This window comes from Lactococcus cremoris subsp. cremoris KW2 (assembly GCF_000468955.1).
In the GTDB taxonomy this organism is placed as follows: Bacteria; Bacillota; Bacilli; order Lactobacillales; family Streptococcaceae; genus Lactococcus; species Lactococcus cremoris.
In genome coordinates this window covers 2153179-2177787 of record NC_022369.1, presented here as the reverse complement: position 1 = coordinate 2177787, position 24609 = coordinate 2153179, and the positions used below count along the sequence as shown (strand labels likewise).

The window sequence follows — 24609 nt, the reverse complement described above, 5'->3', positions numbered from 1 at the left end:
TGGATATTCCAGTGTCTTTTTTTTATTTAGAAAACCTTAAACAAAATGAAAGGGAATACAAAACGAAATTTTAAAATGTATTTCGGTTGGGGAATCAAGGGCAATATGAGATAATTATTTTGTTAAATGAGTTTAAGATTAAAAAACATCCCGTAAACACATTTTTAGAGGATATTTATAACAAAAAGATGAGAAATCGTTGGTGGCTTGGAGAGCTTTTTATATTATTTGTAATAAATAAATTACATTTTGTGAAGAAAGGAGTCTTAGCAAGACAAAAAGTTTTTAAGAACAAAAGAATAATTCTGATAAGAAAGGAAGATTAATGACAAAAAAATGGGCGGTATGTTTAAGTATAATTATATTGGTTATAAACTTTATTCCAAACCTAATGCAAGGACCTAAGGTTTTGGCTGATAACCCGCAGACTTATAAAGAAAATGTTGAATTACTGGAACTTGATAATCTAAATATTTCTTATAGTATGCGAGATTCGGGGCAACAATATGAATGGGAAATTTATTACAAAGTTAATGAAAAACAGAATGATAAGGCATTAAAATTAAAATTCTCTATTGACAGTGAACAGAAGGTTAGCGTTTCAAGTGAAAATAATTGGGAAATTCAAGAATCGAATTCAATTATTTCAAATTTTATGCAAGATGATGAAGGTTTGGTAATACTTAGAGCTGACCATTCAATTGAGAAATTGAATCTGGCAATACAAGTAGATTCTAAGATAATTGAGAATGGGCAAGAGATTATCAATGAAAATATACTAGAAGGTAATGTCGATCAGATTTATAGCCTTTATATCCCCAAAAATCAAGAGACAGAAGTAAAAAAGGTAGCTTCTTTAGCAGAAACGACAGAAGAATCGTCAAGTAACAAAGAAGATAAAGAAATTTCCAAACAGAACAATGAATCAAATTTATCATTTTCATATCCGTCAAATTTTGGTATAAAAAGTCTATTTGATGAGAAGGCTCAGAATTACGAAAATATCTCGCCAAAATATACTGAGGATGAAACAGGGATTTATCCCAGTCAGTCTTGGATGCCCGAAAACAACACAAAGGTAATCAATCATCAAGGCTGGAATGCTTTTTCTTCAAATTGGGATGGAATTGATAGTTGGGATGGAAATCCAGCAAATTTGACTAATTCTTATATTGAACATGCTGGTACCAACAATCCTGTTGATTTTGCTTTAAGAAAATATGCAAGAGAAACAGAGACGCCAGGTTTGTACGATGTCTTTTTGAACGTTCGGGGAAATGTTCAAAACCCAATAAAACCAGTTGACATTGTGCTAGTAGTTGATATGTCTGGTTCGATGGAAGGAGCGAGAGAAGGAGCTATAAAGCAAGGAGTTAAATCTTTCTTGAGTTCAATTGAAAATACCGCCTATGCTCAATATGTCAATGTAGGTTTAGTTGGTTACTCAAGTCCAGGGTATATTAGTAATTCGGGTTATATTACAGTTCCGATGGAGAGCTTAGCAACTGATGGGCACGTGAGCGCAATGAATAAGGCTTTAGAGCGCCAATTTGTAGGAGGAACATTTACTCAGTTGGGAATCCGTCAAGGAGCTCAGATGCTAAAAGAGGACGCCAGTGGGAATGAAAAAATGATAATTCTCATGACAGATGGTGTTCCTACCTTTAGTAACAAGGTTAGTTCCGCCCAGCTAGAGGGAGGGGTACTATATGGAACTGATTTTGATAGTAACTCCTTAGACGAGCCAAGTTTCACTTCACAACTTTGGAAGATGAATGGAAATAATCGAACGCCAGCACCTTATACAGTATCTGGAGAGACTATCAATGATACTTGGGCAGCTACATTAGGAGAAGCAAAAATCGCTAAAGACGATGGAGCAGAAATCCATACATTAGGAATCCAACTTGGCAAGGATTCAGGCTATACAAATGACTCCTCGAACACATATCTTAGCCAAGAGGAAGTTCGAAAAAGAACAAGTTTAATAGCATCAAGCGGTTTATATCAAGATGCAGATAGTGCTGAAAATATAACTGACTATTTAAAGAATCAGGCTGATGTAGTTCTTAGTAGATTTAATACGATTACAAACGGTTCAATTATAGATCCTCTGGGGACACAATTCAATTACAGTAATAGCGAAGTGAGCCTTACTAGTGTTGGAGAAGGGTTGATTGAAAACCTACCGAATTTCCAAATTAATAATAGGACCTTAGAAGTTTCAAATCTTAACATTGGAAGAGATCAAGAAATACAAATCCATTATCAAGTTCATCTGGATACGGAGTCTGATGATTTTAAGACAGATTACTGGTATCAAATTAATGGGGAGACTACCTTAACACCTAATGGGTCTAATCCAACTAATAAAGTAAATTTTGGAGTTCCGTCAGCAAAATTACCTGGACTCAACCTGACTTTCGAAAAACAATGGCTTGCTAATATAGAAAATATGCCCACAGAAGTTGACTTGGTTATTGGTCGTAAAACGGGTCAAAATCTATCTGATTGGTCAAAAACAGTTACCATCAAGCAAGAGAATGGAAAGTGGTTGACTTATCTTGAAAACTTACCTAAATTTAGTAAATTAGGTGAAGAATTCACTTATGAGATAAAAGATGAAATTATCCAGAATAATGACATTTACCACTGGATAAGTAGCTCAGAAGATAAAAACACTATCGTTAATGTGGAAAGATTTCAATTACAATTAGTAAAAACATCAAGTCATGAGAATAAGCCTCTCTCAGGAGTTCAGTTTGTATTGAAAAATAGTCAAGTCCAAGAGGTCGGAGCAGGCAGGACTAATGAACAAGGAGAATTATTATTTGATGACTTACGTTTAAAATATGATGAATCCTATAGCTTACATGAAGTACCTGTTTCGGGTCATTTACCAGCTGGACCTTGGGAAATAAAAACTAAAATCATTGATGGACAGCCCGCTTTAACTGTTGATGGGAAAGCTTATGATTTAGACGATCAATTTAATAGATTTATGATTAGTCTTAGCATAAGAAATGATATTGATGTAGAAAAATTTAAAAACTCCATTATAATTGATAAAAGAGCTTCAGATTCTGAAGAAAAATTATCAGATGCAGTCTTTAATTTGTATCAATTGTCTTCTATAGATGATGATTTAACTCAGCTCAGTCCATTAGAAAGCATGACTAATCTATTGCCAGGGCTCTATGCTATTCAGGAACATATCAGTCCGAATGGCTACTACAAAGATGATCAGCTTCATTTTTTCCAAGTCAAGTTTGATGGAACAATCGTAGCTTTAGATTCTGAGGCTAAAGAAATCCCATTTTTAGATGAGAATGAAGAAGGAAAAAATGGATTCATTTTAGAAAATGGACAAGATAAAGAATTGCATCTTACACTAGTTTTCTATAATTCTCCTGCTCCTCCTTTGTATCTGGAAGTAGAGAAGGTGGATGATGATTTCACTTCTCCCTTATCAGGGGTAACATTTGAGCTGACGAGATTAGGAAGAGCAACTGAAAATGAGGAATCTGTAGATGAAAAAGAAAATTTGAACAGCATAGTAAAATTCTTTGATAAAAATATTACTAATGAGACCATCTCCTTACAATCTAACTCTGATGGGAAATTAACTCTTTTAGATGCTGGGGGTAATATTCAAGAAAATGCTGCACCAATTAGCTTAGATTATGATAGTAAGTACCAGTTAGTCAAAAAGAATTCAATTGGCTTATTTCCAGATTTTGGTGAAACATCGCAATGGACAATCACAACACCAAATATGGATGATATACAGGAACATGAAGAAGATAATAATATCCAAATAAAAGGGGAAGATTTACTTATAACACCAGATGAGTCAATAAGAGAAACAATTATTCAAACACCGACAGCTTTAGGAATAGTTTCTCTCATAAAAACTCATAATCCAGAATTTAAATCATTAGAAAGCCTTGAGTCTCAAGCTAAAAGGACCAGAATTCCAACTCTATCAGAAGAAAACTCGGCCTACGTGATTTCATTTGAAATCCGTTCAAATGTGACACATAGTTTTACAATTGAAAAAGTTGATGGAGCTGATAATCAACCACTTGATACGCAATTCTCTCTAAGGTGGGTCGAAAAATTTGAAGCACCTCAGGATTTTGCGACCCTTGAGAGTTTGGACCTTAATTCCTTGGAACTATCTGGAAATGACATTTCTTCTAGTCTTAGCAATGTACCAATTGATGTCAGGGTAGGTGCAACTCTCTCTACGGAAAAAGGCTCGAAAACATTGGAACATATGGGTAGGGGGAATCTTTATATAATTAGTGAAGAAAATACACCAGAAGGTTATCAAAAAACGAACACAGTTATTGTAGCTTATATGGACAAAGAACAAGCTTATGCGGATAAGGCTGCAATTCATATACGACTGGCCAGACGTTCGGTAACAAATCCTGAGCTCTTGGAATTTGGAAATTTGGAAGATTTCAAGGAATATAAAGGCGGACTGGACAATAAATTAGGGATAGTCTTTGCAAATTATAAAACGAATGATATAGAAGATGTAGAAGACGCAGAAGCTGAAAAAGAGGTAACTGACAATAGTTTGGAAGATAAAGAGGAAAAAGACAAATCAAATTCTAACTCTAAGCTACCTGCTCTAGGGGCGACAGCCATAGGTGGAATTGGTTTGACTATCGTACTTTTAGGCTATTTGATGAAGCGATTCTTAGGCAAGAAATAAAAAGTACAAAATTTACAAGAAATGCTGATTTGAATATTGGTATTTTTTGTTTTTATATAAAAAACAAGATTTTGAATGAATAATTAAAAATTACTGGTTAGCTTTTTTGAAAAATACTTTGGCAAAAGAATTGATAAGAAAGAGGGAAATGCTAGCAAAATAACGGTAATTATGGTATAATATACGCAAAATTTTGAAATAATTAATTCGAGGAAAAAATAAAAAAATATGAGTAGAATGATGCCGGCACGAGTGCGGAGTGAGGGAATCGCCCTCTATGCGAAAGGCTTCTTAAATGATCCGATTGAAACTGATTTTAAGTTAACTGCAGAAATTGATGGTGAAGAAGTAAGTTATGATTTAGATGGAGCTCAAGATAGTTGTACTTGTTCGATTTTTCAACAAAATCATCGCTATTGCAAACATATTGCAGCGATTGAAGAGTATTTGAAAAATCAGGACAAGGGCAGTCTAGAGACAAAGGATAAAGAAACTAAAGGAGCCGAACGAGGGCTTTATAATGAAAATATTGCTTTTCTAGATGCAGTAAATGGAGAAACTCAACTAAATTTCAGTACAGATCAGTATTCTATCGAAGTTCAGATTGAAGATAACAGTCAGCTTTATGATTATTTTTCAATGGACTACTTTTTATACTTTGATTTAAAGTTGAAAAGTAAAAATTTAGGACGTTCATATGTCATTAAAGATATTCCCTATTTTTTACGAGCGCTTAAAAATTACAGCCAGTATTCATTAGGCTCGTTACACTACATTGATCTCTTCTTTGATAATTTTGATGAGGCCAGTCAGGAATTTTTGAGTTTTCTACTAAAGATTGATGGGAAATCAGACGAGGCTCTGACCAAATCCTTATATATCAAAAATGGACGCTATCTCAATATCCCCTTCTTATTTTTGGAAGAAGCCATGGATTTGGTCTCTGCATTAGAAGTTTATCAGCTTAAAATTATCGGAAGAACAGTTAATTATTTTACATTTATTCCATTGGATAATGATTCAGAAATTTTTAAATTTAAAGTTGAGAGCCAACAAGATTATATTGAATTGAGCTTATTCAGCGAAGATTATCATAATTTTTATGATTATTCGCTTCTTTATGATAATAATGTATTCTATAAACTGAGCCAAGAACAACGTCGCTTACTCCTTGTCTTAGACAAACAATTTGCTCAGAAATCAAAAATAAAATTCTCATATTCGGAAAAAGATAAACTTGCTCAAGCACTTCAACAATTATCAACTTTAGGAAAAATTGAAGCACCAGAACATTTTGTTGTCAAACCATTTGATGCAAAGTTCACTTTTGATTTATTAGATGAAAAAACGCTTAGTTTGGCAATGAAATTTGATTATGGAACTTTTTCTATTGATAGCTTTCATGACTTGGAAACCTTAGAATTTTCAAGGGATTTGCGTAAGGAACAAAAGATTTTTGCTTTAATGGAGCGACTACAATTTGCCAAAGCTTTTAATTCAACTTTAGAAATTACGGAACATTTGTCAGAGAATTTCTTTTTAAAGATTTTACCTTCTTTTCAAAAGCTTGGTCAAATTGAATTATCACCAACTTTAAGAAATATGAGAATGGATGAAGTCCCAGAAATTCATATTGATAGCCAAGGAGGCTTGTTAGATATCTCCTTTGATATTCCACATGTTGAGGATGGTGAATTTGCAAATGTGATTGCTAAATTGCAAGAAAATGCTGAGTTTTACATTAGTGAAAGTGGGAAATTTTATCATTTCAATGAAAAATTTGATCGCCTAAAAGCGGCACTACATGAACTTGATGACCAATTTGTTATTCAAGGAAGTAGTTTGCATGTTAATATTAATCGTAGTTTCCAAATTTCTAAAATTTTTGAAAAGATTAGTGGTGCCTCTTTTTCTGAGAAATTTAAATCACTTTATCAACATTTAACTCACCCTGAAGAATTTCCCTATGAAAAACCTGAGCATATTAAGGCTTCCTTGCGTTCTTATCAAGAAACAGGTGTTCGTTGGATGAGTATGTTATCCCATTACAATCTAGGAGGAATTCTTGCTGATGATATGGGATTGGGGAAAACCGTTCAAGCTATTACTTTTATCCTCTCTAATTTAAAAAAAGACGAAAGTGTATTAATTACTGCCCCAGCCAGTCTTACTTACAACTGGGCAAGTGAGTTTGAAAAATTTACTGACGAAATTGATTTTGTCGTGATTGATGGTAATAAAGCTGACCGGACTAAGGAGATTCAAGAGAATCACCAGATTTATATTACGAGCTATGGTAGCTTTTTGAAAGATTTTGAAGATTATCAAGATAAAAAGTTAAATTACTTACTTTTAGACGAAGCGCAAGTTGTAAAAAATTATAGTAGTAAAACGAATAAATCTCTTTCGGCTCTTAATGTTGAGCATACTTTTGCTCTTTCAGGGACGCCACTTGAAAATCGAATTGAAGAAATTTGGGCAATTTTCCAAGTTGTAATGCCAGGCTTTTTACCCAAGCGTGAAAAATTTAATAAGATGGAACCTTCGGTTATCTCAAGATTGATTCAACCATTTATCATGCGTCGTAAAAAAGAGGATGTACTTGAGGAACTTCCAGAGAAAATGGAAATTACGGTTTACAATCAATTGGCTGATGACCAAAAAGTGATTTATCTTGCACAACTTGAATTAATGCAAAAACAAGTTTTAGAAATGGACAATGCAGCTTTATCACGTTCAAGAATCGAAATTCTGGCAGGAATTACCAGATTAAGGCAAATTTGTAATACACCAGCTTTATTTATGGATGATTACAAGGGAAGTTCAGGTAAGCTTGAACGCTTAAGAGAACTACTGGCTCAAATTAAAGATTCTGGACATCGTCCTTTGATTTTTTCTCAATTTACAAAAGTTTTTCCACATATTGAAAAATTAATGGAAGAACAAGAAATGACCGCTTATAAATTAACAGGCTCTACTCCGATTAAAGACCGACTTTCCATGGTTCAGGCATTTAATGCTGGAAGCCGTGATGCTTTCTTAGTTTCTTTGAAAGCTGGTGGTGTTGGTCTTAATTTGACAAGTGCTGATGTTGTGATTTTAGTCGATTTGTGGTGGAATCCGGCAGTAGAAGAACAGGCAATTGCGCGTGCCCATCGTATGGGACAAAAAAATACAGTTGAAGTGATTCGCTTGATTACACAAGGGACAATTGAAGAGAAAATTATGGAAATCCAAGAACGTAAAAAAGACCTGATTGCAAATGTTTTGGAAGGCGATACGGTTGATAAAGTTCTTAGTGAAGCAGAAATTCGGGAAATTCTCGGAGTATAGCTTTAAAAAACTTAGAAATTAAGCTATAATGGATATTGAAACGGTTATCTTAAAGAATCGGATTGGCTTTTAGGAGCTGACGAGATGACAATAAAAGCTCTAAAGACTTATAAGATAAGCTTTAAAGGCTTTTTAGATAAACCTTCATATTAATTCACATAAATTTGAAAAGTACAATTAAGAAATAAAACAAACTATAAAAAAGTAGGGCAAAACATGGTAGAAAGAAGAGTGGTATTTCCGGTTATTGGTGATGACGAAGTGCTTCAAAAAGATACTCGGGTGATTTTTACTAATCAGCAGTTGCTGACAAGAAATCCCAGCCTTCAGGATGAAGCTTCAATTGAGACAAGCAAGTCAAAAACTGATGCTAAAAGACCTGAGAGCTTCAAACCTTATAAGGCTAAAACAAGCTTTAGCACACAACATCGTCCGCTAAATTCTAATCATGCTGGCGTAAGTTCATATGACAAAATGCCGAAAAAAACAAGTGTAGATGAGTCAAAAGAACGAGCAAAGCGAGCAGCAGCAACACTGCCAAAACCTCCAAAACAATATGTTTCTCCTTTGGAGCGTGATAAAGAGGATTTAACGGTTCGTCGTTCAACATCTGCAATTTTGAATAAACGTCCTTCAACTAATGATAACCCAATTCGGGATATGAAAAAACAAGGAATGAACGTTTCGGATGCAGTTGCAAAGAATGGCTCTGGAATGAAAAAAGCAACACCGCACGGTGGAGCAGCAAATGATACGCAAAAGGGAAGTTACTTTGAAAATAAGCGGAAAAACATTTTTGACCGCGGAATCGTATAATTTTCAAATTTGAACAAAAAACTGACAGAGAAAATAAATTTTATTTTGATAAAATTTATTTTAAAAAAACAACTTGTCAGTTATTTTGTGCGTCTTTTAGGGCGTGACTTTTAAATAAATAAAAAATTTTAACTGTAAGAAAAGAAGGGAAATTTCTGTCAGTTGCTGATGAATAAAAGTAACTGACAGAAAATTTTATCATGGAAAAAACATATCATTTTACCGGTATTAAAGGTTCAGGCATGAGTGCACTTGCATTGATGTTACATCAAATGGGCAAAAACGTTCAAGGTTCAGATTCAACAGACTACTTTTTCACACAACGTGGTCTTGAACAAGCGGGTGTTCCACTTTTGCCGTTTGACGAAAAAAATATTAAACCTGAGTTTGAATTGATTGTTGGGAATGCTTTTCGCGATGATAATAATGTCGAAATTGCTTTCGCGCATAAAAATGGCTTCCCATTCAAACGTTATCATGAATTTTTGGGCCATTTCATGGAAGATTTCACAAGTATTGGGGTTGCAGGCGCACACGGTAAGACTTCAACAACTGGAATGTTAGCTCATGTGATGTCGAATATCGTGGACACTTCTTACCTAATTGGTGATGGAACTGGGCGTGGAAATGCTGGAAGTGAATATTTTGTCTTTGAATCTGATGAGTATGAACGTCATTTCATGCCATATCATCCTGAATATACCATTATGACAAATATTGACTTTGACCACCCTGACTATTTTGAAGGAATTGAAGATGTCACTTCAGCTTTTCAAGACTATGCAAATAATATTAAAAAAGGAATCTTTGCTTATGGTGAAGATGTGAATTTGCGTAAATTGTCTGCTAAAGCGCCTATTTATTATTATGGTTTTGAAGCTAATGATGATTACCGTGCAGAAAACTTGATTAGAAGTACACGCGGTTCATCTTTTGATGCCTATTTCCGTGGTGAAAAAATTGGTCATTTTGTTGTTCCTGCCTATGGAAAACATAATGTCTTGAATGCTTTATCTGTTGTGGCCGTTTGCCATAATCTTGGTTTGGATATGACAGATGTTGCTGACCACCTCTTGACTTTCCGAGGAGTAAAACGCCGTTTTACTGAGAAAAAAGTAGGAGAAACAGTAATTATTGATGACTTCGCTCATCATCCAACTGAGATTGAAGCAACATTGGATGCGGCTCGTCAAAAATATCCTGACCGTGAAATCGTTGCGGTATTCCAACCTCATACATTTACCAGAACCATTGCCTTTGCTGATGAGTTTGCAGAAGTTCTTGACCATGCGGATACTGTTTATCTGGCACAAATTTATGGCTCAGCTCGTGAAGTAGACCACCATGAAATTACGGCACAAGATTTAGCTGATAAAGTTCGTAAACCAGCCAAAGTAATTGAGCTTGATAATGTCTCACCATTGTTAGACCACGACCGCGGAGTTTATGTCTTTATGGGAGCAGGGAATATTCAAAAATATGAAATTGCTTTTGAAAAATTACTTAGCCAAACTTCAACAAACTTACAATAAAATTAAAAAAAGCACTGACAGTATTGTTAGTGCTTTTTTATTAATAAAAAATTCAAGTCACGGGAGTGTGACTTGAATCAAAGGGGTTTATGAAGAAATTATTTAGGGAGTAATATGAGTATAAATGTAAACGCTTAAACGAACCTTAATTTCGTTTAAATTAACCTAATAAAATATATTTAATCTCTGCTGTCAAAATATTTGCTGCTTTTTCGGACGCACAAATAACAAGCAAGGTATCAGCACCGGCAATTGTACCTAAAATATCAGTCCGGCTATCGCGTTCGTCATCTAAAGCATTTGCTAAAACGTCCGCTTCGCCTAGTTTTGTACGAATGACAACTAAAGCACCAACAGACTTTGCTGAAATGACAAAATTATAAAAATACAACTGTAAATCAGAATTAATTTTAGAGTTGCCAGAAGTCAAAAATGAGTAAAAACTCTCTCCTTTGTCCCGTTTTTTTATAATATTTAATTTTCTAATATCTCTGGATAAAGTGGCTTGTGTTACCTCTACACCGCGTTCTAATAATAGAGATTGAAGCTCTTCTTGAGTCGATATTTTATTATTTGTCACAATTTCTTTAATAATTTCTAATCTTTTATCTCTTTTCATAGCATAATTATACCATATAATGGACTATATATTGACAAAATTAGTGTTTTTTCTGTATAATTAGTGAATGGACGAAAAACAACTAGTAAGCCAAGCACTGTCTGCTGCAATCGATGGTGTTCTTGGAGTAGAACAAATCGCAGCTATAATCGAAAAACCTAAATCCTCAGATTTAGGAGATTTAGCATTCCCAGCTTTTCAATTGGCGAAAACTCTCCGAAAATCTCCACAAATTATTGCTGGAGAAATCGCTGAGAAGATAGATACAAAAGGTTTTGAGAAAGTTATTGCAGTAGGGCCTTACGTTAACTTTTTCCTTGATAAAAATGCGACAGCCTCAGAAGTCATTCGTGAAGTTTTGGCTGAAGGTGAGCACTATGGTGATGCAAATATTGGAGAAGGTGGAAATGTGCCGATTGACATGTCTGCGCCAAATATCGCTAAACCTTTCTCAATTGGACATTTGCGCTCAACTGTTATTGGTGATTCGATTGCCAAAATTTATGAAAAATTGGGTTATCAACCGATTAAAATTAACCACTTGGGCGACTGGGGGAAACAATTTGGTCTATTGATTACTGCATATAAAAAATATGGAGATGAAGCGACCATTACAGCAAATCCGATTGATGAACTTTTGAAACTTTATGTAAAAATTAATGCGGAAGCTAAAGAAGATCCAGAAGTCGATGAAGAAGGACGTCAATGGTTCCTCAAAATGGAACAAGGTGATGAAGAAGCCCTTCGTATTTGGAAATGGTTCTCTGATGTTTCATTGATTGAGTTTAACCGTATCTATGGAAAACTCGGAGTAACTTTCGATCACTTTATGGGCGAAAGCTTCTACAGTGACAAGATGGATGCTATTGTGGAAGATTTGGAAAATAAAAATCTTTTACATGAGTCAAAAGGTGCTTTGATTGTTGATCTTGAAAAATATAATCTTAATCCAGCTTTGATTAAGAAAACAGATGGTGCAACACTTTATATCACGCGTGACCTTGCGACTGCTGCTTATCGTAAAAAGACTTTTAATTTTGTAAAATCACTCTACGTGGTAGGTGGCGAACAAACTAACCACTTCAAACAACTGAAAGCTGTTTTGAAAGAAGCTGGCTATGATTGGTCTGATGATATGGTGCATGTACCTTTCGGAATGGTTACTCAAGGTGGGAAAAAATTCTCAACTCGTAAAGGGCACGTTGTTAAATTAGAAATGGCTCTTGATGAAGCGGTGGATCGTGCTGAAAAGCAAATTGAAGCAAAAAACCCTAATTTAGAAAATAAAGAAGAAGTTGCTAAGCAAGTTGGAGTTGGTGCTGTTAAATTCTACGACTTGAAGACTGACCGAAACAACGGTTATGACTTTGATTTGGATGAAATGGTTTCATTTGAAGGTGAAACAGGCCCTTATGTGCAATATGCTCACGCTCGTATTCAATCAATTTTGCGTAAAGCAAATCGTAAAGTGAATATTGACAATATTTCTCTTGTTGTTTCTGATGCTGAAGCTTGGGAAATTGTCAAAGCTTTGAAAGAATTCCCAAATATTGTGAAACGTGCTGCTGATAATTATGAACCTTCTATTATCGCCAAATATGCAATTTCACTTGCACAAGCCTTTAACAAATACTATGCTCATGTTCGTATTTTAGAAGATGATGCTCAATTGGATGGACGTTTGGCTTTGATTAGTGCGACTTCAATTGTCTTGAAAGAAGCGTTGCGCCTTCTTGGGGTTGCTGCTCCTGAAAATATGTAAAACTATACTTAGTTATTTAATCTCTTATCAAAAAGAATTTAATTCTTGCTGGTGAGAGATTTTTTTGTTTCTTTTTTAAAACATTTTGTAAAATAAGTATTTTAATAAAAAGCTAAGAATCCCATGATAAGCAAAGGAGTGCATAAACGTGAAATTGTCAGAATATAAAAAAACATGTATAAATGAATAAACCTTTGTAAAGTGTAGCATTAGTGCTTGACAAAAAATATGCATAGATGTATAATTTCCTTGTAAACGATTCCAATAATACTGAATCGAAATCAGAAAGGATACTCCAAAATGAACAATGGAATTAATGTTAACTCAGAAATTGGGAAATTAAAATCAGTCCTTCTCCACCGCCCAGGTGCAGAGGTAGAGAATATTACCCCAGACACAATGAAACAGCTTTTATTTGATGATATTCCATATCTCAAAATTGCTCAAAAAGAGCATGATTTCTTTGCTCAAACATTGCGTGACAATGGTGCTGAAACTGTTTATATCGAAAATCTTGCAACAGAAGTTTTTGAAAAATCATCTGAAACAAAAGAAGAGTTTTTAAGCCATTTGTTGCATGAAGCAGGTTACCGTCCAGGACGTACTTATGATGGATTGACTGAATATTTAACTTCAATGCCAACAAAAGATATGGTTGAAAAAGTCTATGCCGGTGTTCGTAAAAATGAATTGGATATCAAACGCACAGCACTTAGTGACATGGCAGGTTCTGATGCAGAAAATTATTTCTACCTCAACCCATTACCAAATGCTTACTTCACACGTGACCCACAAGCTTCAATGGGTGTCGGAATGACTATTAATAAAATGACTTTCCCAGCACGTCAACCTGAAAGCTTGATTACTGAATATGTGATGGCTAACCATCCACGTTTCAAAGACACTCCAATCTGGCGTGATCGTAATCATACTACTCGTATTGAAGGTGGTGATGAATTAATTCTTAATAAGACAACTGTAGCAATCGGGGTTTCAGAACGTACTTCATCTAAAACAATTCAAAATCTTGCTAAAGAATTATTTGCAAATCCACTTTCTACATTTGATACAGTGCTTGCGGTTGAAATCCCTCATAACCATGCAATGATGCACTTGGACACTGTATTTACAATGATTAACCATGATCAATTTACAGTTTTCCCAGGAATTATGGATGGTGCAGGTAACATCAACGTCTTCATTCTTCGTCCTGGTCAAGATGGTGAAGTTGAAATTGAACATTTGACAGATCTTAAAGCAGCCCTTAAGAAAGTCTTGAACCTTTCAGAACTTGACTTGATTGAATGTGGTGCAGGTGACCCAATTGCCGCACCTCGTGAACAATGGAATGATGGTTCAAATACCCTTGCTATTGCTCCAGGAGAAATCGTTACTTATGACCGTAACTATGTAACTGTTGAACTTTTGAAAGAACATGGTATTAAAGTTCATGAAATTCTTTCAAGTGAACTTGGTCGTGGTCGTGGTGGAGCGCGTTGTATGTCACAACCACTTTGGCGTGAAGATTTGTAATCTGAAGACTTTTACATAATGTTCTTGAATTTATAAATTTAGTTTTATAAGTTCGTAAAATTAAAGATGAAAGTAGCTCATTAATGTAATTTAAAAAATTCATTAAATATTTAAAAATAGAAAAAGGAAAAAAATAATGACATCACCACTTATTACAAAAGCAGAAGTAAACTCAGTATTCCAAGGTCGTAGCTTGCTTGCTGAAAAAGATTTTACACCAGCTGAAATTAACTACCTTGTTGATTTTGGTCTTCATTTGAAAGCATTGAAACAACAAAATATTCCTCACCACTATCTTGAAGGTAAAAATATTGCCTTGTTATTTGCAAAAACTTCAACTCGTACACGTGCCGCATTTACAACTGCTGCCATTGACCTTGGTGCTCATCCTGAATATCTTGGTGCAAATGATATCCAACTCGGAATCAAAGAATCAACAGAAGATACAGCTCGCGTGCTTGGTTCAATGTTTGATGCTATCGAACGTCGTGGATTCTCTCAAAAAGAAGTTGAAGATTTAGCAAAATACTCTGGTGTTCCAGTTTGGAATGGTTTGACAGATGATTGGCATCCAACACAAATGATTGCTGACTTTATGACAGTAAAAGAAAACTTTGGTTACCTTAAAGGGTTGACATTAGTTTACGTTGGTGATGGTCGTAACAACATGGCAAATTCACTCATTGTAACTGGTTCTATGCTCGGTGTAAATGTTCATATCGTTGCTCCAGATTCACTTCATCCTTCTAAAGAAGTTATGGATATTGCCAATAAATTTGCTGAAAAATCAGGTGCTAAACCTCTTGCAACTTCTAATATTGAAGAAGGTGTTAAAGGTGCTAACATTATTTATTCAGACGTTTGGGTATCTATGGGAGAATCTAACTGGGAAGAACGTGTTAAACTTTTGACACCATACCGCATCACAATGGATATGTTGAAAATGACAGGAAATGCTGACAACGGTAAACTTATCTTTATGCACTGCTTACCAGCTTTCCATGACACTGAAACTGAATATGGTAAAGAAATCAAAGAAAAATATGGTTTGACAGAAATGGAAGTTACTGACGAAGTTTTCCGTTCTAAATATGCTCGTCAATTTGAAGAAGCAGAAAATCGTATGCACTCAATCAAAGCAATTATGGCTGCAACTTTGGGTAATTTATTTATCCCAGCAGTTCCTGAAGATTTTAAATAATTAAAATAGATAATTTGTCAGTTTACTGACAGAGCTGTCAGTAAACTGATAGATTTTGATTTAAGTCGTTGAAAGCAGTCTAAGATAGTTTTTAGACTGTTTTGACGGTTAAAATCATTGAAAGGATTGATATGGACGCAGAAAATAAAAAAGGAATTGGCCTTGCTGCTTTAGTTGCGATTATTGTTTCTGGAGCGATTGGTGGTGGGGTATTTAACCTCTCTAACGATTTAGCAACAAATGCATCACCTGGTGGTGTTGTCATTTCATGGATCGTTATTGGTTTTGGTATATTAATGTTGGTTTTATCACTGAATCATTTGGTGGTAAACAAACCTGAACTTTCAGGTGTGTCAGATTATGCACGTGCTGGTTTTGGTAATATGGTTGGTTTTATCTCAGGATGGGGTTATTGGTTATCTGCTTGGGCAGGTAATATTGCTTTTGCTGTTTTGATGATGACTTCCGTTGACTATTTCTTCCCTGGCGTTTTTCAAGCTAAGAATGGCTCATTGACCATTCTGTCAGTAATTGTTGTTTCAATTGTTTCGTGGGGATTGACTTTACTTGTTATGCGAGGTGTTGAAGGGGCTGCTGCCATTAATGCAATTGTCCTTGTTGCAAAATTGATTCCCTTGTTTGTCTTTGTTATTGCTGGAATAGTTACTTTCAAAGCTGGAGTCTTTAGTGCTCACTTTTGGCAAAATTTCGTTGCGAATACAAATGCTGATGGCGTAATTAAGAGTTTAACTTGGTCTAATATGACTGGCGGAGATTTATTCAGTCAAGTCAAAGGTTCACTCATGGTTATGATTTGGGTCTTCGTCGGAATCGAAGGGGCTGCTATGATGGGTGACCGTGCCAAACGTAAATCGGATGCTGGTAAAGCTTCAATTCTCGGTTTGATTGCCTTATTAGTAATTTATATCTTGCTCTCATTGTTACCATTTGGTTTTATGAGCCAACAAGAACTGGCTAATACTGGTCAACCAGGTTTGGTTCATATTTTGAACGCTATGGTTGGCGGTTGGGGTGGTTCACTGATGGCCATTGGTCTTGTGATTTCACTTCTTGGAGCTTGGTTGTCATGGACAATGCTTCCTGTTGAGGCAACACAACAATTATCAGAACAAAAATTACTTCCTAGTTGGTTTGGTAAACTTAATGACAAAGGTGCACCTAAAAATTCACTTTTGCTGACACAATTGATTGTTCAAATTTTCTTGATTGTCACTTATTTTGTAGCTGATGCTTACAATGTCTTTGTTTACCTTTGTACCGCTGTTATCATGATTTGTTATGCCTTAGTTGGTTTATATCTCTTTAAATTAGGGATTCAAGAGAAGAAAACAAGTAATATCATTATTGGTTTCATCGCGGCTGCCTTCCAAATCTTAGCCTTGTACTATTCAGGATGGCAATTTGTTTGGCTCTCTTTAATTCTTTACGCAGTTGGTTTCATTCTCTATGCTTTAGGCAAAAAAGAATATGGAACTAAAATGTCCACGGCTGAATTAATCGCAACCTTTATCTTGACAGTTTTAGGAATACTTGCTGTTTTTGGAGTATATGGAAACTGGCTTGGCTTGCAAGATGCACTGGGAATTGATGGAAATACTTTACTTGTCGCTGTAGTTCCATTGATTGTAGTAACATTTATTGTTTACTTCGTGGTTCGTAGTGATATCAATAAAAAAGGAATTAAAAATTAATCAAAGGGGTATAAAAAATGGTAAGTCGTATTGTTGTAGCCCTTGGTGGGAATGCTATTTTGACAAAGGACCCATCAGCAGCGGCTCAAAAAAAAGCGCTTGAAGTAACAGCTGAACAGTTGATGCCATTAATTAAAGATAATGACAGACAAATGGTTGTGACTCATGGAAATGGACCACAGGTTGGAAATTTACTTTTACAACAATTGGGTTCAGATAGTGAAAAAAACCCAGCTATGCCATTGGATACAGTTGGGGCAATGACTCAAGGTGAAATCGGTTTTTGGACGGTTCAAGCTTTTACAAGAGCAATGGCTAATAATGGCTTGGAACGTTATCCAGTTATTTCGGCAGTGACCCAAACATTGGTTGATGAAAATGATCCAGCTTTTAAAAATGCTAGTAAACCCATCGGTCCCTTTTATACAGAAGAACAATTGCCAGAAATTAAGAAGCAATTTCCTGATTGGGAATTGATGGAAGATGCTGGCCGTGGTTATCGTCGAGTAGTTCCAAGTCCTAAACCACTTGAAATCATTGAAGCAAAAGCATTTGGTCCAATCTTGGAATCTGGAAGTTTACTGATTGCTTCTGGCGGAGGTGGAATTCCCGTCATTAAAGATGGTAATGGTTATAAAGGTGTTGAAGCCGTTATTGACAAAGATTTTTCAGCAGCTAAATTAGCTGAAATGGTTGGTGCAGATGAACTTTTGATTTTGACAAGTGGCGGCGATGTTTATTTGAACTATGGAAAAGAAGATCAAGTTCATCTAGAAACGGTCAAAGTTTCTGAAATGCGTAAGTATGTCGATGAAGAACGCTTTGCCAAAGGTTCGATGGGACCTAAGGTAGAAGCTGCGGTCAGCTTTGTTGAGCGAACAGGTAAAGTTGCTACGATTACAAGCCTTGATAATGTTGAAAATTTTGTCAAATCTGGCAGCGGAACAAGAATTGTTCCATAAATAAGTAAAAAAGATAGAGGAGAAATAATTTAATGGTAAGACGTATGGTCGTAGCCCTAGGTGGTAACGCTATTTTAACAGATGACCCAACAGCAAAAGCACAAGAAAGAGCGCTTGAAACAACGGCAGAACAATTAATTCCTCTTATTAGAAATAACGATGTGGAAATGGTTGTCACTCATGGTAATGGGCCGCAAGTGGGGAATCTTTTGTTGCAACAATTAGCGGCAGATAGTCCTAAAAATCCAGCCATGCCAATTGATACAGCTGTTGCAATGACTCAAGGTCAAATTGGCTTCTGGATGGGGCAAGCTTTTACAAGAGCTTTGATAAAAAATAAGATGGAGCGCGTTCCAGTTATCTCTGTAGTGACTCGTACAGTTGTTGACAAAGATGACTCGGCTTTTGAAAAACCAACTAAACCAATCGGTCCATTCTACGACGAAAAGGGCTTAGCAGAGATGAAAGCTCAGTATCCTGACTGGACTTTTGTTGAAGACTCAGGTCGTGGCTATCGTCGAGTAGTACCAAGTCCTAAACCAACACGTATCGTTGAAGCCGAAGCAATTAAACCATTGATTTCATCAAGCGTTTTGGTGACTGTATCTGGTGGTGGTGGTATTCCTGTCATTGAAACTCAAGAGGGTTATGAAGGAGTTGAAGCTGTTATTGATAAAGACTTTTCAGCAGCAAAAGTTGCTGAACTTGTTGAAGCAGATAATCTTTTGATTTTAACTGCGGTAGATAATGTTTTTGTTAACTTCAATAAACCTAACCAGAAAAAACTTGAAACAGTAACAATGGCAGAAATGAAAGCTTATATTAAAGAAGGGCAATTTGCCGCAGGTTCAATGTTACCAAAAGTAGAAGCAGCAATGGAATTTGTTACTCGTACTGGTCGTCCTGCAACAATTACCTCTTTGGAAAATCTTGAAGACTTCCTCAACAATGATTCTGGAACAAAGATTATTCCTTAACGTTAAAAATGCTACATTTCTGATGTAGCATTTTTTTATAAATGTAGTTTAAAAATTGATAAACTTTCCGATATTTTATCAATAATTATTGTACAATTAACATGTAAACGATTTATATTGATAAAATTACTGACAGAATCCTAATATGATTCAGGAATATTATGCTAATCTAGCTAATAAATCTGTCAGTAAAAAAATAAAGAGAGGAAGACAAGTTCGGATGATTTCTCGAAAAAATCATTTAAACTTGCAAATAAAACTTATGGAACTTGTACAATTTGGTTGCGAAGATTGGCTCAACGTTTGGGAAAAATCAGCAACAATTGATATTGCTCAGTCAACCATTGATTCACTATCTTTAGAAGAGGTCTTGGCTTTTGAAGAAGATAAAGGTGAAGCTTTTATGTCTCAGATGATGAAAGAAAAATTTAGTTATGGATGGATTGAAGGATCACCAGCCTTCAAATCAGAAGTTGCTAAACTTTATAAAAGAGTATCAGAAGACAATATTTTATCTACTAATGGAGCGACAGGAGCAAATTTTCTTACAATTTTAGGCTTGATTGGTCAAGGAGATCATGTAATCGCTCAGTATCCTTCTTATCAACAATTATATGATTGGCCAAAAACATTAGGTGCACAAGTTGATTACTGGAAGATAAAAGAAGAAAATCACTGGTTGCCGCAAATTGAAGACTTGCGTCGACTTGTTAAACCTAACACAAAATTGATTTGTTTAAATAATGCAGCTCAACCAACGGGTGCGATTATGAGTCCAGATTTCTTAGCAGAAGTAGTTGAGATTGCCCGGAGTGTCGATGCATATATTCTTTGTGATGAGGTTTATCTGCCTCTTGATGAAGAAACCTCTTATGCACCAATTGCTGATTTATACGAAAAAGGAATTTCAACAAATTCAATTTCTAAAACTTATTCGGTTCCAGGAATTCGTGTAGGTTGGGTCGCCACTCAAGATCGTGACCTTTGTAATGAATTCCGAAAGATTCGAGATTATACTCTAATTTGTACAGGAGTCTTTGATGATGCTTTGGCTTCTTTAGTTTTAAAACATAAGGATAAGGTGTTGGCTCGCGCTCGGGATATTGTTAAAGGAAATCTCTCAATTTTAAAAGAATGGGTCGAAAATGAGCCATTGGTCTCAATGGTTTATCCTAATGCTGTGTCTGTAAGCTTCGTGAAATTCGAACAATTAGACCCAATGAAAACGGAAGATTTTGCCATTCAACTCCTTCGTGAAAAAGGAGTGCTAATAATTCCTGGAAATCGTTTTGACTTACCGGGATATGCCAGAATTGGATATTGTACGGATAAAAAGACTCTACGTCAAGGTTTGCAACTCCTATCTGAATTTTTGAGAGAATATAAAGGTTAATATCTTTTATATAAATACATTACCGTTTTACTAACTTGTATAAAAAGTGTATAATGGGAAAATGTGAGCATAATTATAACTAAAGAATATAAAATAGTCTCTATATTCAAGAGACTGTTTTATATTTACAGTCAGATTATACGAATTTAATTATAGCGAATTTATAATTAAATAATAGAAAGTGAGTAAATGGAAAACAAGAAAACAAAAGGGATTAGCCTTTTTGCACTACTAGCGATTATCATCTCAGGAGCCATTGGTGGTGGAGTGTTCAACCTTGCCAATGACTTGGCAAGAGGCTCAACTCCTGGGGGAGTCGTGATTTCATGGCTTTTTATTGGTTTTGGAATATTAATGTTAGTTTTGAGTTTTAATCGGCTCATTACAATAAAACCTGATCTTTCTGGTGTATCAGATTATGCTCGAGCAGGTTTTGGGGACTTTGTAGGTTTTTTATCGGGCTGGGGTTACTGGATTTCAGCATGGACAGGAACAATTGGTTTTGCTGTTTTAATGATGACTTCTGCTGATTATTTCTTTCCTAGTAAATTTGCAAATTCAAACGGTTCACTAACTATTCTGTCAGTAATTATTGTGTCAATTATTTCATGGATATTGATGCTTCTAGTTGATCGAGGAGTAGAAACGGCTGCGGCTGTAAATGCAATTGTGATGATTGCCAAACTGATTCCATTGGTTGTTTTCTCAATTACAGGAATTATCTTATTTAAGGCTAATGTCTTTACTCAACATTTTTGGCAAACCTTTACAACGAATTTTGCTGCTGATGGTTCAGTCAAAGATTTTGTTTGGCACGCAATGACTGCAAGTGGACTTTTAAGTCAAATTAAGGGCTCATTGATGGTAATGGTTTGGGTCTTTGTGGGGATTGAGGGTGCTGCGATGATGGGAAATCGCGCGAAAAAGAAATCAGATACAGCAAAAGCAACAGTTATTGGTTTAGCAGTTTTGCTTGTTATTTATGTACTTTTGTCACTCCTACCTTATGGTTATATGGATCAAGCAAGTTTAGCAAATGTCAAAGCCCCTGGTCTTGTTTACATTCTTAATGAAATGGTCGGTGGCTGGGGTGGTAGCCTTATGGCAGTCGGTCTAATGATTTCATTATTAGGAGCATGGCTTTCATGGACAATGCTACCGGTTGAAGCTACACAACAGTTGGCAGAGCAAAAACTATTGCCAAGTTGGTTTGGTAAACTCAATAAATATCATGCCCCAAGTAATTCATTGTTGATTACTCAGTTGATGATTCAAATCTTTATTATCATTACATATTTTGTTGCAAATGCTTATAATGTTTTTATTTATATGGCAACAGCCGTAATAATGATTTGCTATGCTTTAGTTGGTGCCTATCTTTTCAAAATTGGTCTTAAAGAAGCGTCAGTAAAAAATATACTGATTGGTTTCTTCACTTTTGCTTTTCAGGCTCTGGCACTCTACCTCTCAGGCTGGCAATATGTTTGGCTGGCTATGATTCTATATACAATTGGATTTCTTTTGTTCATTGGGGCAAAAAAAGAGAGTCATCAATCAATATCAGTCAAAGAATGGTTGGGGATGCTTGTTGTGACAGTACTTGGGGTATTAGCGATTGTGGTCTTGATTTGTGGGGCCAAAGCGGGAACAGCCTTTGACCTTCGAGGATTACTAGGATTTTAGGCATAATTTAATAATGAATCATCTTATAAAGATAATTTTACTGATGTTTTTCTATGTGGATGGAGGAAATAATTGATGAGAACTTTTGCAGAAGTGGAAAAATTGTTAACTGAACTTTCGATTCCTTACAAAATTGTAGAACACCCAGCTAGTCATTCAACAGAAGAGTCGGATAACTACATTAAAGATTATGAAGGGTGTCGTTCAAAAACTTTGATTTTGGCCAATAAAAAATCAACTCAGTTTTATATGATTATCATGGATGACGCTAAACAAGTTGATATGAATCGTTTGAGTGAAATTCTTGAGGTGAAAAGACTCCACTTTATATCAGAAGACCGATTGGAAGAAATGTTAGGTTTAAATTCAGGAATTGTTTCCCTTTTTGGTTTAGTCGGAACAAATTATGAAAATATGAATATTTATTTTGATCAACAAATGCTTGATGATTATCAGATTCAAACTTTTCATCCTAATGATAATACTAAGACAATTTTCTTTAAGATGGAGGCTTGTTTTACTATTCTGAAGTCACAAGGTTATGATTATCAAATTATTAATTTATAAATTAAAACTCTTGCTCGTCAAGAGTTTTTTTATTCGCCTATTGAGTCTAAAAACTAATTTTTGTATAATAACAATATGCTAACTTTTCCACTGATCAATGACACTTCACGAAAAATCATTCATATCGATATGGATGCCTTTTTTGCTTCCGTTGAAGTGCGTGATAATCCGAGTCTAAAGGGTAAACCAGTTGTGATTGCTAGGAATCCATTGCAGACTGGTGGGCGGGGAGTTGTATCAACTTGTTCTTATGAAGCGCGTGCTTTCGGAATACACTCGGCAATGAGTGCAAAGGAAGCGTATGACCTTTGTCCACAAGCTATTTTTATTTCTGGGAACTATGAGAAATATACAAAAGTTAGTAAACAGGTTCGTGAAATTTTCAAACGCTACACGGATAATATTGAGGCAGCGTCAATTGATGAAGCCTATTTAGATGTAACCGAGAATAAAATAGGAGCTCAATCAGCAATAAAAATAGCAAAATTAATTCAACATGATATCTTTGTTGAACTAGGTTTGACTTGTTCAGCAGGAGTCTCTTATAATAAATTTTTGGCAAAGATTGCTTCAGATTATGAAAAGCCACATGGTTTGACATTAATTATGCCAGATGAAGCATTAGAGTTTTTGGCAAAGTTGCCTGTGGAAAAATTTCATGGGGTGGGGAAAGCAACTGTTCCTAAATTACATGCCTTAGGATTCTTTACTGGAGGAGATTTACAAAAAGCTGATCCGGTTGATTTGGCTGAAAGATTTGGTATTTATGGTTGGGAACTTTTCCAAAAGGCAAATGGAATTCATAACTCTAAAGTCAAAAATCATCGTGAACGAAAATCAGTAGGCAAAGAGCGAACCTATGGGAAATTACTATATCTTCCAGATGATATCAAAGCTGAATTAATCAAAATATCTAAACAGGTTTCTGAATCCTTAAAAAGGCACCAACTCAAGGGAAACATTATTATTTTGAAATTGAGATATTCGGATTTTACAACACTAACGAAACGAAAATCAATGGTAGAGAATCTGGATAGTCCGGAGGACATTGCAGAAGCTGCACAACAGATATTTGAAGAAATTGATTATGATGAGAGCTTGGGAGTTAGGCTGCTAGGAGTTACCATATCAGGATTTGGTGTCCAAAAAGCAACATTAGATATGCAATAGTTAGAAAAGGGATGAAGGCAATTTCGTCTCGTTTTTTTATCATTAAATAATAGATAATTCCAAGTAAACAAGCGATTTGAAGAAGTTTCATTTCATCAAAAAAACTTATAGAAAATGAGGCCGTAAAAAACCATAAAAAATCACCACTTCCAATTTTAAAATCGAAAATCTCAGTTAAGAGTGCAAGTACTAACCAGCTATAAAAAATCAAAGAAGAGGGAAATAAAATAATAAAGGAAAGAGCGAAAATAAGCCAAATAATAAAAGGAAAGCTATGATGCCGATAATCAAAAGCAGATAAAATTACTGACAGAATGCTCATCAAAAATTGTGGAAGACTAAGATAATTAAGCCATGCCAAACAAAAGAGGAGACCAACAGAAAACTCAAGAATAAAATTCATCAATGGAATTTTACTCTTACAATAGCGACAAAGTGATGCAGAAGATAATTGAGAAAATAAGGGAATTAAGTCACGGAAGCTCAAAATGTGATTGCAAGAGTCGCAATGTGAGCGTCCAAAAATAATTGATTCTCCTGCCGGAATACGGTCAACCAATAGGCCAAAAAACGACCCGAAAATTGTTCCAATAATAAATAAAAATAATATCTCCATACTAATC

16 protein-coding genes are annotated in these 24609 nt (G+C 35.3%); 14 read left to right on the top strand and 2 right to left on the bottom strand.

Annotation, left to right across the window (positions count from 1 at the left end; all coding sequences use genetic code 11):
- Nucleotides 1-325: 325 nt before the first annotated feature.
- From KW2_RS10415 to murC, 4 genes are all read left to right on the top strand, one after another.
- Nucleotides 326-4726: a VWA domain-containing protein gene (locus KW2_RS10415; protein ID WP_021037909.1), complete on the top strand. Its 4401-nt coding sequence runs from the start codon at nt 326-328 to the stop codon at nt 4724-4726.
- Between the two features lie 228 nt (nt 4727-4954).
- Nucleotides 4955-8059, top strand: a complete 3105-nt coding sequence (locus KW2_RS10410) for a DEAD/DEAH box helicase (RefSeq protein ID WP_021037908.1) — start codon at nt 4955-4957, stop codon at nt 8057-8059.
- A gap of 216 nt (nt 8060-8275) precedes the next feature.
- The gene (locus tag KW2_RS10405; RefSeq protein WP_011677112.1) at nt 8276-8875 is read left to right on the top strand and encodes a hypothetical protein; all 600 of its coding nucleotides are present in this window, start codon (nt 8276-8278) and stop codon (nt 8873-8875) included.
- A 200-nt stretch (nt 8876-9075) separates the two neighbouring features.
- Nucleotides 9076-10407, top strand: a complete 1332-nt coding sequence (murC, locus tag KW2_RS10400; protein ID WP_011835988.1) for a UDP-N-acetylmuramate--L-alanine ligase — start codon at nt 9076-9078, stop codon at nt 10405-10407.
- A 160-nt stretch (nt 10408-10567) separates the two neighbouring features.
- Here murC and argR read toward each other — a convergent pair whose 3' ends face one another.
- On the bottom strand, nt 10568-11026 hold the full coding sequence (gene argR / locus KW2_RS10395; protein WP_004254487.1) for an arginine repressor: 459 nt from the start codon (nt 11024-11026) through the stop codon (nt 10568-10570).
- 67 nt (nt 11027-11093) lie between these two features.
- Between argR and argS the strand changes: the two genes are divergently transcribed.
- The 10 genes from argS (at nt 11094) to dinB (ending at nt 23986) form a co-directional block, all read left to right on the top strand.
- Entirely contained in the window at nt 11094-12788 is a 1695-nt protein-coding gene (gene argS / locus KW2_RS10390) for an arginine--tRNA ligase (RefSeq protein WP_021037907.1), read from the top strand.
- Nucleotides 12789-13088: 300 nt separating this feature from the next.
- Nucleotides 13089-14321, top strand: a complete 1233-nt coding sequence (gene arcA / locus KW2_RS10385; protein ID WP_011835985.1) for an arginine deiminase — start codon at nt 13089-13091, stop codon at nt 14319-14321.
- 136 nt (nt 14322-14457) lie between these two features.
- Entirely contained in the window at nt 14458-15522 is a 1065-nt protein-coding gene (gene argF / locus KW2_RS10380) for an ornithine carbamoyltransferase (RefSeq protein ID WP_011677108.1), read from the top strand.
- A gap of 131 nt (nt 15523-15653) precedes the next feature.
- Complete coding sequence (locus tag KW2_RS10375; protein WP_021037906.1) at nt 15654-17234, top strand: basic amino acid/polyamine antiporter; 1581 nt, start codon at nt 15654-15656, stop codon at nt 17232-17234.
- Nucleotides 17235-17251: 17 nt separating this feature from the next.
- Entirely contained in the window at nt 17252-18196 is a 945-nt protein-coding gene (gene arcC / locus KW2_RS10370; RefSeq protein WP_011677106.1) for a carbamate kinase, read from the top strand.
- Nucleotides 18197-18228: 32 nt separating this feature from the next.
- A complete protein-coding gene (gene arcC / locus KW2_RS10365; protein ID WP_021037905.1) occupies nt 18229-19173 on the top strand; it encodes a carbamate kinase in 945 nt (314 codons plus the stop codon).
- A gap of 262 nt (nt 19174-19435) precedes the next feature.
- Nucleotides 19436-20566, top strand: a complete 1131-nt coding sequence (locus tag KW2_RS10360; RefSeq protein WP_021037904.1) for an aminotransferase — start codon at nt 19436-19438, stop codon at nt 20564-20566.
- Nucleotides 20567-20755: 189 nt separating this feature from the next.
- Complete coding sequence (locus tag KW2_RS10355; protein ID WP_021037903.1) at nt 20756-22249, top strand: basic amino acid/polyamine antiporter; 1494 nt, start codon at nt 20756-20758, stop codon at nt 22247-22249.
- 75 nt (nt 22250-22324) lie between these two features.
- A complete protein-coding gene (locus KW2_RS10350; protein WP_011835979.1) occupies nt 22325-22816 on the top strand; it encodes a prolyl-tRNA synthetase associated domain-containing protein in 492 nt (163 codons plus the stop codon).
- 75 nt (nt 22817-22891) lie between these two features.
- A complete protein-coding gene (gene dinB / locus KW2_RS10345) occupies nt 22892-23986 on the top strand; it encodes a DNA polymerase IV (RefSeq protein ID WP_021037902.1) in 1095 nt (364 codons plus the stop codon).
- Here the strand turns inward: dinB and KW2_RS10340 are convergent.
- Nucleotides 23937-24602 (bottom strand): prepilin peptidase, encoded by a 666-nt coding sequence (locus KW2_RS10340; RefSeq protein WP_021037901.1) that lies wholly within the window; start codon nt 24600-24602, stop codon nt 23937-23939. The two genes, dinB and KW2_RS10340, sit on opposite strands and share 50 nt — an antisense overlap.
- Between the last annotated feature and the right edge of the window lie 7 nt (nt 24603-24609).

Bases quoted from the DNA above. Each gene is read 5' to 3' on its own strand.
- KW2_RS10415 (WP_021037909.1), top strand. From the start codon at position 326: ATGACAAAAAAATGGGCGGTATGTTTAAGTATAATTATATTGGTTATA.
- KW2_RS10410 (WP_021037908.1), top strand. From the start codon at position 4,955: ATGAGTAGAATGATGCCGGCACGAGTGCGGAGTGAGGGAATCGCCCTC.
- KW2_RS10405 (WP_011677112.1), top strand. From the start codon at position 8,276: ATGGTAGAAAGAAGAGTGGTATTTCCGGTTATTGGTGATGACGAAGTG.
- murC (WP_011835988.1), top strand. From the start codon at position 9,076: ATGGAAAAAACATATCATTTTACCGGTATTAAAGGTTCAGGCATGAGT.
- argR (WP_004254487.1), bottom strand. From the start codon at position 11,026: ATGAAAAGAGATAAAAGATTAGAAATTATTAAAGAAATTGTGACAAAT.
- argS (WP_021037907.1), top strand. From the start codon at position 11,094: ATGGACGAAAAACAACTAGTAAGCCAAGCACTGTCTGCTGCAATCGAT.
- arcA (WP_011835985.1), top strand. From the start codon at position 13,089: ATGAACAATGGAATTAATGTTAACTCAGAAATTGGGAAATTAAAATCA.
- argF (WP_011677108.1), top strand. From the start codon at position 14,458: ATGACATCACCACTTATTACAAAAGCAGAAGTAAACTCAGTATTCCAA.
- KW2_RS10375 (WP_021037906.1), top strand. From the start codon at position 15,654: ATGGACGCAGAAAATAAAAAAGGAATTGGCCTTGCTGCTTTAGTTGCG.
- arcC (WP_011677106.1), top strand. From the start codon at position 17,252: ATGGTAAGTCGTATTGTTGTAGCCCTTGGTGGGAATGCTATTTTGACA.
- arcC (WP_021037905.1), top strand. From the start codon at position 18,229: ATGGTAAGACGTATGGTCGTAGCCCTAGGTGGTAACGCTATTTTAACA.
- KW2_RS10360 (WP_021037904.1), top strand. From the start codon at position 19,436: ATGGAACTTGTACAATTTGGTTGCGAAGATTGGCTCAACGTTTGGGAA.
- KW2_RS10355 (WP_021037903.1), top strand. From the start codon at position 20,756: ATGGAAAACAAGAAAACAAAAGGGATTAGCCTTTTTGCACTACTAGCG.
- KW2_RS10350 (WP_011835979.1), top strand. From the start codon at position 22,325: ATGAGAACTTTTGCAGAAGTGGAAAAATTGTTAACTGAACTTTCGATT.
- dinB (WP_021037902.1), top strand. From the start codon at position 22,892: ATGCTAACTTTTCCACTGATCAATGACACTTCACGAAAAATCATTCAT.
- KW2_RS10340 (WP_021037901.1), bottom strand. From the start codon at position 24,602: ATGGAGATATTATTTTTATTTATTATTGGAACAATTTTCGGGTCGTTT.